The sequence below is a fragment of the Allocoleopsis sp. genome (assembly GCF_036703385.1).
Taxonomy (GTDB): Bacteria; Cyanobacteriota; Cyanobacteriia; order Cyanobacteriales; family Coleofasciculaceae; genus Allocoleopsis.
The window spans coordinates 1-17,146 of the sequence record NZ_DATNPA010000529.1 but is presented as its reverse complement, the minus strand read 5'-3'; the positions used below and the strand labels follow the sequence as shown (position 1 = coordinate 17,146).

Sequence of the window (17,146 nt, the reverse complement as noted above, 5' to 3'; positions counted from 1 at the left end):
ATGGTACCAGTAACCCAGAGAAGCACGGATGGCTAAGCAAAACTTCTTGGAAAATGAACTCAACCGATGGAATCAGAGTATCCAAGCTCGCCCCAATGACCCACAAGCTTACATTCGGCGCGGGATGGTTAACTTTAAGCTAGCTAAAATCGATGAGTCCATTGCAGATTTCGATCGCGCGGAAAAGATTGAACCGCGCCTCACTCCCTACCTGTGGCAGCGAGGTCTATCTTACTACTATGCAGAACGATTTGAGGAGGGTGCCAAGCAGTTCGAGCTGGACTTAACCGTAAATGCCCAAGATGTTGAGGAAACTATCTGGCGATATCTGTGCATTGCTCGACTCAAAGGTGTCGCAGAGGCTCGAAATTCGCTACTCGTTGTGAGGAATGACCCAAGACTCGTCATGCGCAGCGTGTACGAGCTTTATGCCGGAAATTGCACGACCGATGATGTTCTCGCTACGGGGGAAAAAGAAGGTAAACGTGGCAATTTTTACAGCTATCTTTACTTGGGATTGTATTATGAGGCCGAGTCAGGCGAGGAGCAATCTGCTGGAAGCAGCAGCACTCGACAAAGTGCCGCAACGCTATCCCGTGAATATATCCTCCAAGCCGTCAATGACTACCCACTCGATGATTACATGTGGCATTTAGCTTGCGTACACCGAACATTGCGAGGATGGTCTTTAAACAGTGACCAGTGAACGAGTCACGGCTGAACTAGTATTTCTTTAAATCGCGATCGCCTACGGCACCAGCGTACAGCCCTTCGAGCCTGAAGACCGCGTAGCGTCTCGCAGAGAAGCTGATCGCATCCTCATCCATGATGTTACTGAGCAGCTACTAATTCCTGCAACTTGGTGAGTACAGCCTGAGCATGACCCTTCGCTTTCACCTTAGGCCAAACAAAGGCTAAATTTCCATCTGAGTCAATCAAAAAGGTTGACCTCACTACACCCATAAATTCCTTACCCATGAACTTCTTCAATTGCCAGACGCCGTAAGCTTCACACACTTGATGTTCTGGGTCACTCAAGAGCTGAATTGACAAGCTATGCTTTTGCCTGAATCGACAATGGGATTTCTCTGTGTCAGGACTAACCCCTAAAATATTGGCTCTCAATGCATTGAACTCTGGCTCATATTCCGTAAAATCTTTCGCTTCAACGGTACAACCTGGAGTGTCATCTTTCGGATAGAAGTAGAGAACCAGCCATTGAGATTGGAAATCTCCCAGATTGACTGAATTGCCATCTTGATTGATAGCCCTAAAATCAGGTGCTTTTTGTCCCAGTTGAGGAAAGTCTTTTGCTTCTGGCATTGTTCTTCACAAAATTTTCACAAGAAAGCAGTATCTAATAATTATCTATGGCTTATTTGTTATTTTTTGTTTGCCATAGTGTAGCTAAGATTAGCATTTTTAAATGCTAGTACAATCTGCTTATAAAAACTGTTTTTAAATAGAAAATTAAGAATCATTAAAAATCTTATAGTACTTCGCTGCAATTCAGAATGCTCTTCAAGAGAACTCAAAGCCTTATCAATTAAAGCTTTTCAAGTTTAACTGAAGATTATAAACTCGTCATTTGCCTCAATTTGCAGCTAGTTATTTACCCTTTTATAGCGATCCCAAAGAAAATCTAAAGCTACACTAAAGGTAGTAGTCGGAGAAAAGAAAAGAGTTATGCTGACATCATCCCGCGTGACATCTACTCAAACAACCCAAGAGCAATCTCTGATTCTGTGGTTTGATGAAATAGGACTTGAGGATATTTCCTTGGTAGGCGGAAAAAATGCCTCCCTTGGTGAACTCATTCGACAACTGAAGCCTAAGGGCGTAAATGTTCCCAATGGATTTGCCATCACGGCTTATGCCTACCGCTACTTTATTGAAAAAGCGGGTTTAGAATCCCAGTTGCGCGAACTGTTTGCTGACCTAGATGTAGATGATGTCAGCAATCTTCAGCAGCACGGCAACAAAGCCCGGAGATTAATTCTGAGTGTCAACTTTCCCCCAGAACTGGAAGCAGCGATTGGCACAGCTTATCAGAAGTTATGCAACCGCTACGGCGAAGACACAGAAGTTGCGGTTCGCTCTTCTGCCACGGCGGAAGACCTCCCTGATGCCAGTTTTGCCGGTCAACAGGAAACCTATTTGAATGTCCAAAGTTTGACCAGAGTTTTGGAATATTCCCACCGATGCTTTGCCTCCTTATTTACAGACCGCGCCATCTCCTATCGGCAGCGCAATGGCTTTGATCAGTTAGAAGTGGCTCTCTCCGTTGGCGTTCAGAAAATGGTGCGCTCTGATTTAGCCTCCTCTGGCGTCATGTTTTCTATTGATACCGAAACCGGCTTCAAAAATGCGGCGCTAATTACAGCGGCTTACGGTTTAGGAGAAAACATCGTTCAAGGTGCCGTTAACCCAGATGAATATGTAGTCTTCAAGCCGACCTTAAAAGATGAGTTTCGCCCCATTTTGGACAAACGACTGGGCAATAAACGAATCAAAATGGTGTACGACTTGGGTGGCTCTCGATTAACAAAAAATGTCTGGGTACCAGAATCTGAACAGGAGAAATTCTGCCTGACGGATGACGAGATTCTACAATTAGCGCGTTGGGCGATTCAAATTGAAGAGCACTATTCTCAAGTGCGGGGTGTCTATACACCAATGGATATTGAGTGGGCAAAAGATGGCATTACAAACGAACTGTTTGTGGTTCAGGCTCGTCCGGAAACCGTGCAATCTCAGAAGTCTACCAACGTTCTCAAGAGTTACCACCTCAAGGAATATAGTGAAGTATTAGTTAAGGGTCGTAGCGTCGGCGCGGCAATCGGTCAGGGTACAGCCCGTGTGATGCTTGATGTCAGCCAACTCCATTTGTTTCAACCGGGTGAAGTTTTGGTCACGAACAAAACTGACCCTGACTGGGAACCGATCATGAAGAAGGCGAGTGCGATTGTCACAAATCAGGGGGGACGAACTTGCCACGCGGCGATTATTGCGCGGGAACTGGGCATTCCGGCGATTGTCGGTTGCGGTAATGGAACCGATGTGTTGAAAATGGGTCAAGAGGTGACCATTTCTTGTGCGGAAGGGGACGAAGGACGGGTTTACAAGGGCTTGTTGCCCTTCGAGGTGAAAGAGACGACGTTGGAAGACTTGCCTCGTACTCGTACCCAAATCTTGATGAATGTGGGTAACCCAGAACAAGCCTTTAGCATGGCTTCGATTCCTTGTGATGGTGTGGGTTTGGCTCGGTTAGAATTCATCATTGCCAACCACATTCAAACACATCCCTTGGCATTGATTCATTTCGATGAATTAGAGGATCAAGTTGTTAAAGCCCAAATTGCTGAGCTGACAAAACATTATGACAACAAGCCCCAATTTTTTGTGGATAAGCTGGCTTGTGGCATCGGGATGATTGCGGCAGCCTTTTATCCCAAGCCAGTAATTGTGCGGCTGTCAGACCTCAAGACGAATGAGTATGCCAACCTTTTGGGTGGCAAGCCGTTTGAGCCAAAGGAAGAGAATCCAATGCTGGGATGGCGTGGGGCGTCTCGTTACTATGATGAAAAGTACCGTGATGCTTTCGCTCTGGAATGTCAGGCACTCAAGCGAGTGCGGGACGAGATGGGTTTAACCAATGTGATTCCGATGATTCCCTTCTGCCGTACACCCAATGAGGGGCGTCAAGTGTTAGCCGAAATGGCTAAACACGGTTTAGAGCGGGGCGTTAACGGTTTACAGGTCTATGTGATGTGTGAGTTGCCGAGTAACGTCATCTTAGCCGATGAGTTTAGCCAGATCTTTGATGGCTTCTCAATTGGTTCTAATGACCTGACGCAGCTAACTCTGGGTTTAGACCGTGATTCCGCTTTAGTCGCTCATATCTTTGATGAACGGAATAAAGGTGTGAAGCGAATGGTGAAAATGGCGATCGCAGATGCGAAGGAGCATGGTTGTAAGATTGGTATCTGTGGTCAGGCTCCCAGCGACTATCCTGAGTTTACCAAGTTCTTGGTAGAACAAGGAATTGACTCCATCAGCCTCAACCCTGATTCGGTTCTCAAGACAATCTTGATGGTGGCGGAAGTTGAGGGTGTTAAACACTAGAGTGTCCCTTTTAGGACGGGCGGAACACCCATCCCGCAATCCGAGATTTTTCTTGTGGGGTAGGCATCTTGCCTGCCCTATTCTTGGATTGATGTTCTACCTCTTAACAACCTGCTAACCTTCTATAGCAAAAGGCAGAGGGCTCCAGGGCAGAAGGGATGCATATTGACTAGTCAAGGTTTCAGTCTTTGGCGAGAGTCAAGAGTCGCCTTGGTGGCTGTTATAACCTTCAAACCTTCAACCTTCAACCGTATAGTTATAACTACAGGAATGCTTAGTGGACTGTGAGTAGCTCCACAATTAAAGTCAGCGACTCCCTCACAAGAGCCGCTGCTCTACAAAACCGTGCTTGAAAGTTTCCCTTCACACGGCTCCTCAATGACTTGGTGTATTGTCAAACACACCTCATTACCCATTTCCCTTTAACCATTTCTAGTTTTCTGGGGGGCTTAGGCTCGGCACTGTCACAGCCGGATTTGTTGCCGGGACTGCCATCTCTGGCTGTCTTTGTATCGTGGCAATGTCTGTGAAGGAGTTGCCAATTATCGTATTTATCCTTTCCACCTTGCGATTTTGGGACTTTATGGTCAATCTCCATCACATCTTCCTCGCGGAAGTGTAAATTGCACCAGGTGCATATCCCTTTCTGTTTCTTCAAGAGTATTGCTACTCTCGTTGGCATCTCAGGGTTTTCACCTTTTCTTTTGCTCCAGTAGACCAGGTTTCCGTCGTATGGAGACGCTTCGCCTTTAACTTTCACATGACGAACTATGGGAGTATCAGTATGTGAAAGTAACCGAAGGGGATAATTTTCCTTCCTGGTCGCGAAGACCCAGTTATCGCTGCCTATGGTCATCCAATAGCGCTTGACCACTTCACCCATGTTCTTTTTGGGGTGGCGGCGTTTTGCCCAAGCACGAAGCTTTTGGTACATGAGTTTATCTAATTCTGCGTAAGTTACCTTGCTTACTACAGTTGAGTAGTAATTAGCCCAGCCCCTAATAATTGGATTCAAGTGTTGAATCAATACTGCTTGAGGCAGTGCCTTATGGCTGCTAATTACATCTGCAATTTTGTCGTAATGTACCTTTACTTTCTCTTGGCTTGGGGTGATGATGGTTTTAAAGCCAAGTAATTCTCCCTGTGTTGATTTACCGGAGTGGTATTTCCCAACAGAGAATTGGCGTATATTGAAGCCGAGGAAGTTGAACCCCGGCTTCTCATTTTCCACCGGATTAACGGTGTGAGCCAATCTGGTTTTACTAGGCTTTAATTCCAAACCCATGTCTTTTAACCAGTCAGCTATAATTGTCTGACATCCTTGGACTACGGTTAGGTCTTTGTGGAGAATCACACAGTCATCGGCGTACCGTATTAGGCTTACGCTATCCATCCTATTTTTCTTGTTTTTGTCAAGATATTTAAGAGAGCCAACGTATTGCTTTATTCGGTTTTCCATCCCGTGGAGGGCAACATTCGCGAGTAGTGGCGAAATAACGCCACCCTGCGGTGTACCCTCGGATGTGGGAAACAGCTCTTTTCCATCCATCACTCCCGATTTCAACCAAGACCTGACTTGCCGTCTCATGGTTGGGAATGTATTTAGTTTTGTGAGCAGTTTCTCCTGGTCGATGCGGTCGAAACATTTTGCAATGTCGGCATCCAACACATATTTAGCTTTATACCGAATTGAATCAAATATTGCTCCTATAGCATCATGACATGCCCTACCTGGTCTGAACCCATAGCTATTGGGTTCAAATCGCGCTTCCCATTCTGGCTCAAGAGCCAGTTTGACTAACGCTTGCAAGGCGCGGTCTTTCATTGTAGGTATTCCCAAGGGTCGTTTCTCTTCCGTTCCGGGTTTTGGAATCCATACTCTCCGGGTTGGACAAGCCTTGGTTCCCAGGTGTAATTTGTTTACAAGTTCAAGACGTTGCTTTGGGGTCAAGCTTTTCAGCCCATCCACTCCTGCCGTCTTTTTACCTTGATTGTCCTGGGTCACTCTACGAACCGCTAAGGCTCTTGCTGACCAAGATTTCATCAGCATCTTTTGGAGCTTGCGAAGTGCTTTTATATCACCACGACTAGAGGCTTGATAGATTCGCTTTTGGAGCTTGTACACCCGCTTTTCCAGCTTCCGCCAGTCTATCGAGCGCCATTCCACCATCAGTTGTTGAGACTGTGTTTTAGACATATTTACTCTTACTTGGACTCTATCTTCCAAATCACCGTGGGAACGTCAGCATATCCAGGGCGTTACCCTTGGCATTCGCTTCTTTCCCGATCTTTCCTCCCGCTGTATACGGTTAGCACCTGCTCTCGGTACTCGACCTCCGAGAGAACAAACGGGAGGTTACTTCGTTCCAAATGACCATACTATGTACCTTTAGAGTGACACTTTTCGCCGGGTTTTACGGGAGGTGCTTGTTGGTCGAAGAGCAAATCGCCAACTCCCTATCCTTAACCTTTTGGTTCCAGCCTGTCAGCCTTATTTGGCTGGTTTGCGTTAACGACGATTCAGACGTGTCTTCAAGCCGAAGCTTTACTCATGGGTAATTTGCTCGATGGGTACCAGATTGGGCTTCCAGTATTGCCACCTTTTCACCCCGCTTTCTCGGATTGATGGCTAGTCGCTACCAAGGGGGTGATGCTTTCACTCCTGCACCTGGAGGAAGGGTCTTACACCCTCATGGTCATTCAGTTATCATGGTTCAGATGGTTTTGTACCTCTTTTACCAAACCTGTCATCCTTAAGCATTTCTGCTTATTTCGACAGAACGAATCGCACTACTCTGACAACACTGTGTAAAAGTGAGCGATTCCCAGTTCGCGTTCAATTGCCAGCTTCGTCACCCCGTAAGCCAGAGAGTGGACGTTAGCCTGTAGTAAACGGCATACGGCGAAGTCTTCCTCCATCACCCGATGAAACTTGCCCTGAAAGACATCTGGATCTATTGGGAATGCTTCCATCTGCGCTCTAGTCTGATAGATGAGAACTTCAATGCAGCTTCTTACAGGACTCAGGGGTAACAGCCGAAACACAGAGACGTGATCTAAATCGGTGTTAATCATCAGGTTGGGAAATATATAGCCCTGGTACGATAATCTTTGGGGTTCCCATGTCATAGCATCGTACATCTTGGCTAGTTTTTCAGCCGTGTAGGGAACTGTGATTTGGCAGTGACGACCTGTGGTGGTAGTACGGATTCTTGGGAAATCGTAGCTGTGCAGACTTTCTGCATGAACAGTAGAGAAGTGATAGTCCTCCACGTAGTTTTCTACAATAAACTTCCAGTTGATAGGCTCAGTGTAAGACCAGCTCGCTACCCTTCGTAATTCTTCCCAGGGTTGGTCATACTGCTTGAGGTACTCTGGAAAACCCGCTAGATAACTCATCAGTGACTCCGCTTGAGAGTCACAGTTAACGAAGATAAAACCCCCCCAGGTGTCTACTTGTGCACTCAATAGACGGACAGTCGATTTGTCCAAGTCAGGAAAGAGATGGACTTGAGGAACTCCTTGAAGTTGCCCATCTAAGTCATAAGTCCAGGCGTGGTAGGGACAGCGTACAACAGAGCAGTTCCCCATCCCTTCAAATAGACGTGCTCCCCGATGTCGGCAGACATTGTGCATCGCCTGAAGTTCCCCACAAGCGTTACGAATTACAAACAGCGGCTGATTTCCAATTAGACTTGTTAGGTAATCGCCTGGGTTTGGCAGCTCCGACTCTCGACCTACACACTGCCAGGTACTGCGCCAGACAGTTCGCATCTCATGTGCGAAAACCTCGTCGTGAAAGTAGTAGTAACCAGGTAATCCTAAACTCACTAGAGTCGGAGCAATAGTCGCTTCGTCATTGATAATCAATAGATTTGCATCCTACAACCTGGATGGTGAAGTGTTCCCCACTCTTCAGCTTTACTTTATAAATCAGCTCTAAAGCCACTAGGCTTTATCTGTATCAGGCATTTCGTGAAATGGTACTAGTTAGAAGGAAGGAAAAGCTCAAAATTGCCAAAGAAAAAATTTTTGGCATCTTGCCGCCGATTTTTGGCATTGTTAAGAGCGACGCTGTCGAGGTCGAGCAAACGGGCGGAAACGCCTCCTGCGCGTGCTTGGCAGTTGAGTACTTTGTTGCGTCGTGCCAGATTGAACCCCTAAATCTTGCAGAATTTCTGAAGCTGTAGCTTCACCCGTCTGGCAGCCTCCTTCCATAAAACCCCAAGATTCTAAGGAGCAATGTTCGCCAGCAAAAAAGAGATTGCCTACGCGCTCTCCTTGTGCGCCGTACATCTGAGTATATTGCCCAACTAAATAAGTGGAATATGCCCCGCGAGAGTATTGCTCGCCTACCCAGTAGGCACGGACGGCACCCGGAAGTCTTTGGGCACTAACACCAGGGAAAACCTGCTCTAATTGCGCTACGAATCGTTGGGCTTGAACTTCTGGCGTTGCAGTTTTGAGGGCTAAACCTTGACGACCGCCAGTATAGTTTGTGATTAAACCTTCCGAACCAGGAGCGAAGGGAGTTGCTTCCCAGGTACCTTGAAAACTTAAGTCCGTAGAGACTGAGCCGTTGGAGTTATAGCGATCGCGCCACAGTCGGCTCTGATAAGCAGTGATTAATTTGGAGTTGCTACCATAGCCAAACGTATTAATAGCTAACGTTTTTGCTGGCGGTAAATCGACCTTCAGCTCGATGGTACGCAGTACGCTAAACGGCAATGCCAACAAAATCCGCTCGTACTTGCGTTCAGAAGAACGACCTCCAGAGCGCAAACTCGCTTGGTAGCGACCATCAGATAGTTGGCTTATAGATTCTAAAGCTGTCCCAGTTTCTATCGAACCAGCCAATATCTCCGCCAGTCGGCGGGGAATTTGGTCGTTACCCCCTTCAATCTGATAGCGTTCGTCACTCTCTCCGTAGAAAGAAAAATCACCGGGTTCAATGCTTATGTTGTACAGGAGATTGAGGCAGGATTGCTCTTGTGCCTCTCTACCCTCCCAAAGGATGTAGGCAACCTCGAGGATCTTCCGGATGGTTGGTGTCGTGGGAAGACGCTCTAAATAGTCGCTCAGTGAGACTTTGTCTAAAGCCGCCGTAGCTTGATCGGGTATCGCATAGCTCTCGAAATTCTCAATTGCTTTTAAATCTGCCTCAATCTGCTTGGCAGCAGGAGCAAAGTCCTGAACAAATTCCTTGATGGAAATTCGGCGTCCCTCAAAGAAGAACGTTGTCGGTATCAATCCCTTCAAGACATCAAACTGGTCAACGAGTTTAAAGCCAAGTTCCTTTGCCAAGCCTCGCATATAGACATGATTGGTGTCGATGAATTCTCCTCCCAGCTCTGCCTTGATTTGGGTTCCGGCTACATTGGGCAAACTCCGAATTCGACCGCCCACGCGATTCCTTGCCTCAATGACATTCACGGGAACGCCAGCCTGTTTCAGGCGATAGGCGGCACTCAGTCCGGCAATGCCCGCACCCACCACTAGGACTGGGGAGCTTCCCGATTGGGCAACAGCCCGCTCCCTCCTAAACGTAGTGGCAGCAGCAGCTCCCGCTAATGCCAAACCTCCCTGTATCAGACGGCGACGAGAGATTCTTTCGTTGAAGATACCGAGAACTTCGGCTGGAGGGATACCGCTTTTCCTTGAGATTTGAGCAACTCTGTAAACTTGATTGAGGACTTTAATCAGGGGTGACCTAGCCATTGTTGATGCACCGCGTTCAGGTTAGGAGACAAATTAGTGTATCGGTACTGTAGTCACTATCAGCCACTAAAACACACAAAGAATTTTGTAGCATGTCAAGTGTCATCAGCTTCACTACTGTTTATCTCGTTATGCGTAACCGGAAATCTTTCTGTAAAAGAGTCCTTTTATTGAAAGTTAGCTAGGCGGGTAATACTTGCGATCGCTCGAAAAGCTTATAAATTAGGCTCTTTCGCAAGTATACCAGTGAAAAGAAGGGAAGAAGAAAGAAAAAGTACTCGGAAAAATGAGATGAGAATGCACTTAAATGTCAAAGAAAAAGCCTAGAAAGCTTTAAAAATAGGGCTCCTGAAATCTAGCCTTGACTATCAAATGGAAGGTTATCTCTTCCAATCCCCGTCTTCACGAAGTAAGGCGGGGTTGGTGAACCTTAATCAAACTGCGGCATCAACTGAAGCATTCCTAATCCCAACTCGCTGGCTGAGAGCGATCGCGCCTCAAAAAATGCCATCATGTCGCTAGGCTGAGGATTGCCGCGTGCTGCGCCTGTCAGCCCTTTGGCAATGATTAAGGCACAATAGCCCTTTATTTTCTTACAGCGCTGATCCCACTTCTTGCGGGCGGACACATGGGTGGGGTCGGCTTCGGGAAACTCTCCAAACAGGTACAGATTGCTATTCTCAGTCTGAAGAATGCCCAAGTCATAACGTTCCCCCTCAAAGGGGTCTTCCCCTGGATTAAAGCAAATTCCTTTTAAACCTCCAGCTGTTTTGATTTGCTCAATCAGCACTTTTGCCTTGGGACGAGTGGTTTGAATCAAAATAATCGGCATTCCTTCGCCAGCCTCTTTAACATCCTTGGACTGATAGCAATCCAATCCAGTACGCAACATTTCAACACTTTCCCAAGGAATCATCCCCAAACTCAAGAATGAATCTTTTGGCACTAGGTCATCCCGTAGCGGGACTGCCATCTCCGCGTCATCAAAGTCATCATCGTCATCATCAAAGTCGTCATCAAAATCGTCGTCCTCAGCCAGCTGAGTCATCTCCATTAACTCAGCTGCCACGTCCGGGAGCGTGGAAACTTTAACCGAAAGCGTCGATTTGGACTCTATTTCCAGAGGTATGGGTATGCGGTAACGCTTGGATATATCGGGGAACTCGTCTGCTGCCAACTTCCGAGAGGTGGCTTTGAAAAACCGATGTAGTGCTTCGAGAGCCATATAAAGTGCGATCGCTTCTTCGTCATAAAGAAACGGTCGCATTCCTTCCAAGGGATGCACTGTCCCAAAACTCGGAACAATCTCTGACACTGGCAAATCCGCTAAATCAAAGTCTTCCTCTTCCTCCTCTTCCTCGGAATCCTCCTCATCTCGTCCAAACGTGACAAACAAGCAATCTTGTGCTAAAAATGCTTTTTCCATCGCCTCAAAAGACTCCTCGCCTAAAACTGATGCGCGAAACCGTTTGAGGGAATCTAACGAGCGATAAAGCAGTACCCCATACTCCATCCCTAGCATCCCCATGACGGAAGCGTACAACGTTCCCACATCCCAGTGATTCAGTTCAACGGAGAGAACATTGTGGTCAGCGAGTAGTTCCCAAGGGGCATCATGCCAAAGTTCATAGGATTTCTGAAGCAGGAGGTCCGCATACTGGGGCGGGAGTTCGGGGCGTCGGTTGCCGGCAAAATCGGCAAACCCGCGAAACACTTCATCAATCAGGGGCAACTCAGGGAAATAATCAATCGTAATATCTAAATCTTGAAGAACACCGCGTAAATAAAATTGTATTTCCCGGTCTCGTACCACAATCTTAGAGGGTCGAGCGGGTCGAGCAGGGCTTTGGGGATGCTCCATTGCTCGCAGCAAGGTGCGAACAACGGCTTCTGGCCCCATTTCTGGCGACACGACCTCCATTGCCCGAACAATTCCTTCGGAGCCATCTACCCAGAGAATGCATTCGCTGTTACTTTCAGCCTCTGATTCCCTAGTATCTGCAAAAGCTGACAGCGAACGGCGATCGCCTTCCCACACACTAGGAATTTGTTGTAATTTTTTGAGCCGACGGCAAGTAGTGGGATTCAGAGCAGACATAGAATAGCGATGGCGTTAATTGCAAAAATAATAGCGAGCCGAGAACCAGTATAAGAGGAGATATTCCTATTAAACCGCAATAATTTCCGGGCTGTTGTTCTCTTGATGTTGCAAGTGATTTCTGCTGTCTTCTACTAGGGCATCTTGAAGCCCTCACTGGATGGCAGGGGGATTCGTTAAAATAACAGAAGAAAAGCTACACTCCGCAGGTTCACCCCTTGTCGGTTCTATCAATCAACTTGACACTGTGGACTGGCACAATAAAGTATTCCCTCAAAAAGAGCAAATAGGAGTCGCAAGGTATTCATGACACAAGCAACTCAGCCTCAACAAAGAGGTATCCAACTGACAGAGGCCGCCCTCAAGCATGTTTCAGCGCTGCGAGAAAGACAAGGAAAAGACCTCTACTTGCGGGTTGGTGTCCGCCAGGGAGGCTGTTCGGGCATGTCTTACATGATGGATTTTGAAGACCCTAGTAAAGTTCGGGAGAATGATGAAGTCTTCGACTATGAAGGCTTCAAAATCGTCTGCGATCCTAAGAGTATGCTTTATCTTTACGGCTTGGTACTCGATTACAGCGATGCCATGATTGGTGGTGGCTTTCAATTCACCAACCCCAATGCTAGCCAAAGCTGTGGCTGTGGGAAGTCCTTCGGTGTTTGATTAGCCCGCGCCCTATGGCTTCCTCCCGTGGCAAGCTGTTGCCATCCAGTGAGATTGGCGTCTTTGTCGGACTCGCTCCAACCAGATCCAACCCGTGAGCTGGGTCTGGTATCTTTTAAAGGTTAAACATTGTGTCAATATAGCGAAGCGATATAAATAAGAACGAAAGACAGTAAGTAGACTATTTATGACCGAATCCATTACCTCCCTGTTTGATATTGGTCTGGAACGTTACAACGCGGGTGAGGGTCCAGATACACTGCTTCCAGTTTTCAAGGAAATTTGCGATCGCTCTCCCAAAACAGCTGCCGCGTGGAGTTGTCTCGCATGGCTTTATTTGCTGGATGACAAACCAGAACAAGCCTATAAAGCCGCTCTCAAGGGCGTTAAGTTAGATCAGAGTGCCCCCCAAGCCAGAGTTAACCTCGCCATCGCCATGTTGGAAACGGGTCAAACAGGGGTGCGTAAACACGTCGATGTTGCCAAGCAGCTGATGGCGATGGATTCTCAAGTCCGGCGGGACTTGACGGAAAGCCTGGAAGACGGATTGAACAGAAAACCGGATTGGAAAAGTTTAAAGCGCGTCCAAAGCTGGTTATCTGAGCCTTGAGTGTTCCTACACTAAGTAGGTAGGCATTAATATTTGTCGTTGAGGCAAGGCAGAGGGTAGAAGGCAGAAGGCAAGAAGATTGTAGTCTCTTAACATTTGTTAATATACCTTCGTTTATTTGTGCCTATCTACTGATCAAACGCCGCCTTGTTACCCTCACAAGGTGGGAATTCTAATCGAGGACGACTGGGTGTAGCTGTTGGTGCTTGTGCTGTAAGAACAACCTGCCCTTTATCGTTCATTATCCACCCTTGAGCTTCTACAAGTAGTTTTGGGCTAGAAGGAGTGGGATTGGTATCAGCAGCCGAACCATTGCCGTTTTCTTCCCTTTTTTCAAGGGTAATCCAATCAACCCAAACGTCCTGATATGTCAGAGGATCATTAGGACTCGGAGGTAAGCCTCCGCGCCCTGTAATCGTAAAACTACTCTTTTTGTTGGTGTTCGCTGGTGTGCAACGGCGATCAATTAATTCTTCTGCATTAACCCACTCCGGTAAAGGATTCACTCGGCGCTCAGAGAAAGAACCACGGACGCTCACCGTACCATCAGTATTGGTGCGTGAATCCGCAGAAATATCGACGCGATCGTTATTCCGAGATGAATCAGCCACAGAAACGGAAATATCGTTCCGTCCATTCCCCCGAAATTGATTCAAGTCACCCGGATTTCGACCAACAGGTATAGCTAAACCAGTGGAGAATAGATCGGCAATAAATGCCGAAGAGTTAATGGTAATATCGCCTCCGGGCCCCGCTTCAGCATTTGCCAGAATGTCGCTGTCTTCGATGGCGAGGAAGACGGTTGAGTTCATCGTGATATTACCACCGCCGCCTGTACTTTCCTTGACGCTGGTACTAATTAGGCTGCTGTTACTTAAGCGAATATCATCTGCTGCAATGTTAATATCGCCACCCCCTAATTGAGTGGAGGTTGCTGTAATGTTGCCACCGCTTGAGCGCAAATTTCCCGTTACATTAACGTTGATATTCCCCGCATTACTCTTGCCATCACTGCGGCTGGTAATTCTCCCACCATTGGAGAGAGAGAGGGAATTTGCTTGAACTTGAATATCTCCAGCATTTCCAGTCTGAGATGTTCCCTCAACGGCAGTCGTTACTTGTGCTCCATCTCGGATACTTAATTGGTTAGTCGTTACGTTTACGTTTCCGCTATTGGCATTGCCTTGCCACAGATTAGCGTCGAAATTGAGCGGTGGGCGACTATAGGCAGAGATGCCACTGGCAAAATTTCCATCTGCTGAAGTGCCGATAAGTTCAATCGACTCCGATGCCTTGACTGTAACCGTGCCTCCTACACCAGTACCAAATGTACCAGCTTCTATTCGCCCTCCATCTTGAACTATCAATCTCCCGGTTTCAACGGTTAATTCTCCACCTTGTCCAAAACTAGCTGTTGAAGTAAACAAACCACCTATAGGAGTTCCCGGTTCTCCACCAATGTCTACAGACTCAGATGCTCTTACATTTAGATTTCCACTACCCCCATTAGTTAGAGAATAGATTAAGGGATTTATATCGGCGGCAACTATTGGGCCAGTACCAGTTGAAATCTCTCCATTCCTGAGACTTAATCGTCGAGTTTCGACAGTTAAATCTGCCGCATTGCCACTTCCACTTGTCTGGGACGTAATTTGACTACCACTGTTCACTTCAACTGAATCATGAGCGTCTATTGTCAAATTTCCCGCATCTCCAGCACCAACGGTAGCACTAATCATAAATGACTGATTTTGAACACTGAGATTGCCCGTTTCAATCAACAGAGTACCTGCATTCCCGGTTCCGAATGTTGATGTGGAAATTGAAGCCTTGTTGGTTAACCTCACCGAACCGGTTTGGGAGATAGACAGAGTACCTGCATTTCCTGTATTAAAGGCTCCTGTGAAGAGTTCTCCCCCATCGATATTGACCTCTCGTGTCCCGATGATGGAGATATTGCCAGCGTTGCCGGTGGACTCAACGGGAATATATAGGACTGTGGAAAGTACGCCGAAGAGTCCATAGCCTGTAAATACTCCACTAACATTGCCTTGATTGGTAACAACATCTGACCCAAATTGATTGAATCGGCTTTGAAAGGTTGGGTCATAACCGGAAATGGTGAGGCGATCGCTAACATTTAGGGTAACATTCCCTCCATTTCCTTGAGCGTAAGGCAGTGCTAGGATTTGTCCGCCACCTGTCAGTTCTACGACATTAGCATTAACGGTAATATCACCACCATTACTGGAATTGTAGGTAGAAGCATCTAAATAAGCACCATCAGCTACAGTCAGCTTATTGGTATTAATAAGAAGTTGTCCTGCTTGACCGCTTGCTCCTTTGTATGTGGCGACAGACATTCCACTAGAGTATCCAGAGGTAGCATTAGATCCAGCAACAGTGATAGTATCGCGAACATTTAGAGTGATATTCCCTGCTTTACTCTGTCCTTGTGAGGGAACACCTCCATCAACTGAGAAAATACCTGCATCAAGAAAACCATAATCGGTTAGGGTAAGCGTCCGTGCTTGAATCTCGATATTGCCACCATTACCTGTCGCCCCTTCCCCTATAGAGGTGTAGATGGAACTGTTATATTGGCCACTAGAATCTGCTCCGGAGATGAGAACATCATCGCGGACATTAATGATTACATTCCCTGCGTTTCCCTGTCCACCAATCGCTTGCAGTTGAGCACCATCAATTAAGGAAAGCGAACCAGCTTGGATATTAATATCACCCGCATTTCCTACAGAGCCAGGTTGTACATTAGTATAAATAACCGTGCCAATTCCTGAGTTTATTACAGCATCACCAACCTTAATAGTTACATTCCCTGCATTCCCCTGCCCGAAAGTAACAGCCTGTATTTGAGAACCAGGGTTCATAAAGAACGATCCATTAGCAATTAGGGTGACGTTTCCAGCATTACCCGTTCCAGAATTCGTTTGAATCGTGCCATTTTCAGGAAGTGTAATATTCCCGCGAGAGTCAATAACAACATCACTCCCGTTACCTCTAAAACTGCTAAAACCGCCATTCCGATCGCCGGCAACAATGTTCGTTACTTGAATATTTCCCGCTAGTGCTGGATTAGGTTGGTACTGATTGGTTAAAAATACCAAGCCATCGGGTCTATTGATAAGAATTTGGTTAATGGTTATATCAGCCGTTAACGGTGTATTGGGAAAGGTAAGGTTCGTCGGTTGAAACAAGGGACAGCCCACACATACGTTTACAGGATTACCGACTGCCAAAGTTCCAGCCCGAATATCTAAAGTTGGTCGCGTACTACCATTAATCGTGACTGTATTTGTACCATCTGGAAGAGTTTGAGAGAGGGGAACAGTTTCATTAATAAAGTTACTAGTATCTGTATCTGTAATCGTGACACTACCAAGGTTCACTGAACCCCCAGCAAAAATATGCAGAGAAGCTCCAGTATAATCGGTAAAACTAACATTCCCACTCGCACGAATAACAGGGTCACCAGGACTTGATAAATTTCCCAGACTGCCATCAAGCTGTTCGATGCGGAAATTTCCCCCTGTGGTATAGTGAGCATCGCCCATAACAGCATTAGGTGACCTTAACACCATATCCCCACCGGAAAAGAAGCCACTATTGGGATGATTCAAGGCAAAAATATCAACCGCTCCATTGCCTTGAACCAGCAATTGACCGCCAGCCGCAGCAATAAACGGATGAGTTATACTATCTCGAATCTTAACTGTATCTTGTGCTTGTAGAGTTAAATTGTTTCCCGCCTGCACTAAACCTTGTAAATCTAAATTCCCAGCATTGAGAGTGAAGTTTTTCCCGACAGCTAACGTCCCAGTATTACGAATTGTTGTTCGGGGTTGATTTGCCCCATACTGCACACCCAGAGGAACACTGACAGTTAGTAATGACGATGCTTCCGGGTTCTT

The 17,146-nt window shown here is 46.7% G+C and carries 10 protein-coding genes; 4 read left to right on the top strand and 6 right to left on the bottom strand.

All coding sequences use genetic code 11. The features are described 5' to 3' along the window. The first annotated feature begins 28 nt into the window (after positions 1 to 28). Positions 29 to 706 carry a hypothetical protein gene (locus V6C93_RS25770; protein WP_333479525.1) on the top strand — a complete coding sequence of 226 codons (678 nt, stop codon included), beginning with the start codon at positions 29 to 31 and terminating at the stop codon, positions 704 to 706. Positions 707 to 831: 125 nt separating this feature from the next. Here V6C93_RS25770 and bcp read toward each other — a convergent pair whose 3' ends face one another. After that, complete coding sequence (gene bcp / locus V6C93_RS25765; protein ID WP_333479524.1) at positions 832 to 1,323, bottom strand: thioredoxin-dependent thiol peroxidase; 492 nt, start codon at positions 1,321 to 1,323, stop codon at positions 832 to 834. 363 nt (positions 1,324 to 1,686) lie between these two features. Between bcp and ppsA the strand changes: the two genes are divergently transcribed. After that, positions 1,687 to 4,125 (top strand): phosphoenolpyruvate synthase, encoded by a 2,439-nt coding sequence (gene ppsA / locus V6C93_RS25760; RefSeq protein ID WP_333479523.1) that lies wholly within the window; start codon positions 1,687 to 1,689, stop codon positions 4,123 to 4,125. Positions 4,126 to 4,519: 394 nt separating this feature from the next. Here ppsA and ltrA read toward each other — a convergent pair whose 3' ends face one another. From ltrA to V6C93_RS25740, 4 genes are all read right to left on the bottom strand, one after another. Further along, on the bottom strand, positions 4,520 to 6,322 hold the full coding sequence (gene ltrA, locus V6C93_RS25755; protein ID WP_333479522.1) for a group II intron reverse transcriptase/maturase: 1,803 nt from the start codon (positions 6,320 to 6,322) through the stop codon (positions 4,520 to 4,522). 593 nt (positions 6,323 to 6,915) lie between these two features. Beyond that, on the bottom strand, positions 6,916 to 7,995 hold the full coding sequence (locus tag V6C93_RS25750; protein WP_333479521.1) for an aromatic ring-hydroxylating dioxygenase subunit alpha: 1,080 nt from the start codon (positions 7,993 to 7,995) through the stop codon (positions 6,916 to 6,918). Positions 7,996 to 8,187: 192 nt separating this feature from the next. Next, positions 8,188 to 9,843 (bottom strand): NAD(P)/FAD-dependent oxidoreductase, encoded by a 1,656-nt coding sequence (locus tag V6C93_RS25745; RefSeq protein ID WP_333479520.1) that lies wholly within the window; start codon positions 9,841 to 9,843, stop codon positions 8,188 to 8,190. A 430-nt stretch (positions 9,844 to 10,273) separates the two neighbouring features. Continuing rightward, on the bottom strand, positions 10,274 to 11,941 hold the full coding sequence (locus tag V6C93_RS25740; protein ID WP_333479519.1) for a DUF6930 domain-containing protein: 1,668 nt from the start codon (positions 11,939 to 11,941) through the stop codon (positions 10,274 to 10,276). Between the two features lie 306 nt (positions 11,942 to 12,247). Between V6C93_RS25740 and V6C93_RS25735 the strand changes: the two genes are divergently transcribed. Together V6C93_RS25735 and V6C93_RS25730 are read left to right on the top strand one after the other, a co-directional pair. Then, entirely contained in the window at positions 12,248 to 12,604 is a 357-nt protein-coding gene (locus V6C93_RS25735; RefSeq protein WP_333479518.1) for an iron-sulfur cluster assembly accessory protein, read from the top strand. 187 nt (positions 12,605 to 12,791) lie between these two features. Beyond that, entirely contained in the window at positions 12,792 to 13,214 is a 423-nt protein-coding gene (locus V6C93_RS25730) for a hypothetical protein (RefSeq protein WP_333479517.1), read from the top strand. Between the two features lie 128 nt (positions 13,215 to 13,342). Here the strand turns inward: V6C93_RS25730 and V6C93_RS25725 are convergent. Further along, positions 13,343 to 17,146, bottom strand: a 3,804-nt coding sequence (locus tag V6C93_RS25725; RefSeq protein WP_349262842.1) for a hypothetical protein, incomplete at its 5' end; no start/stop codon positions are given.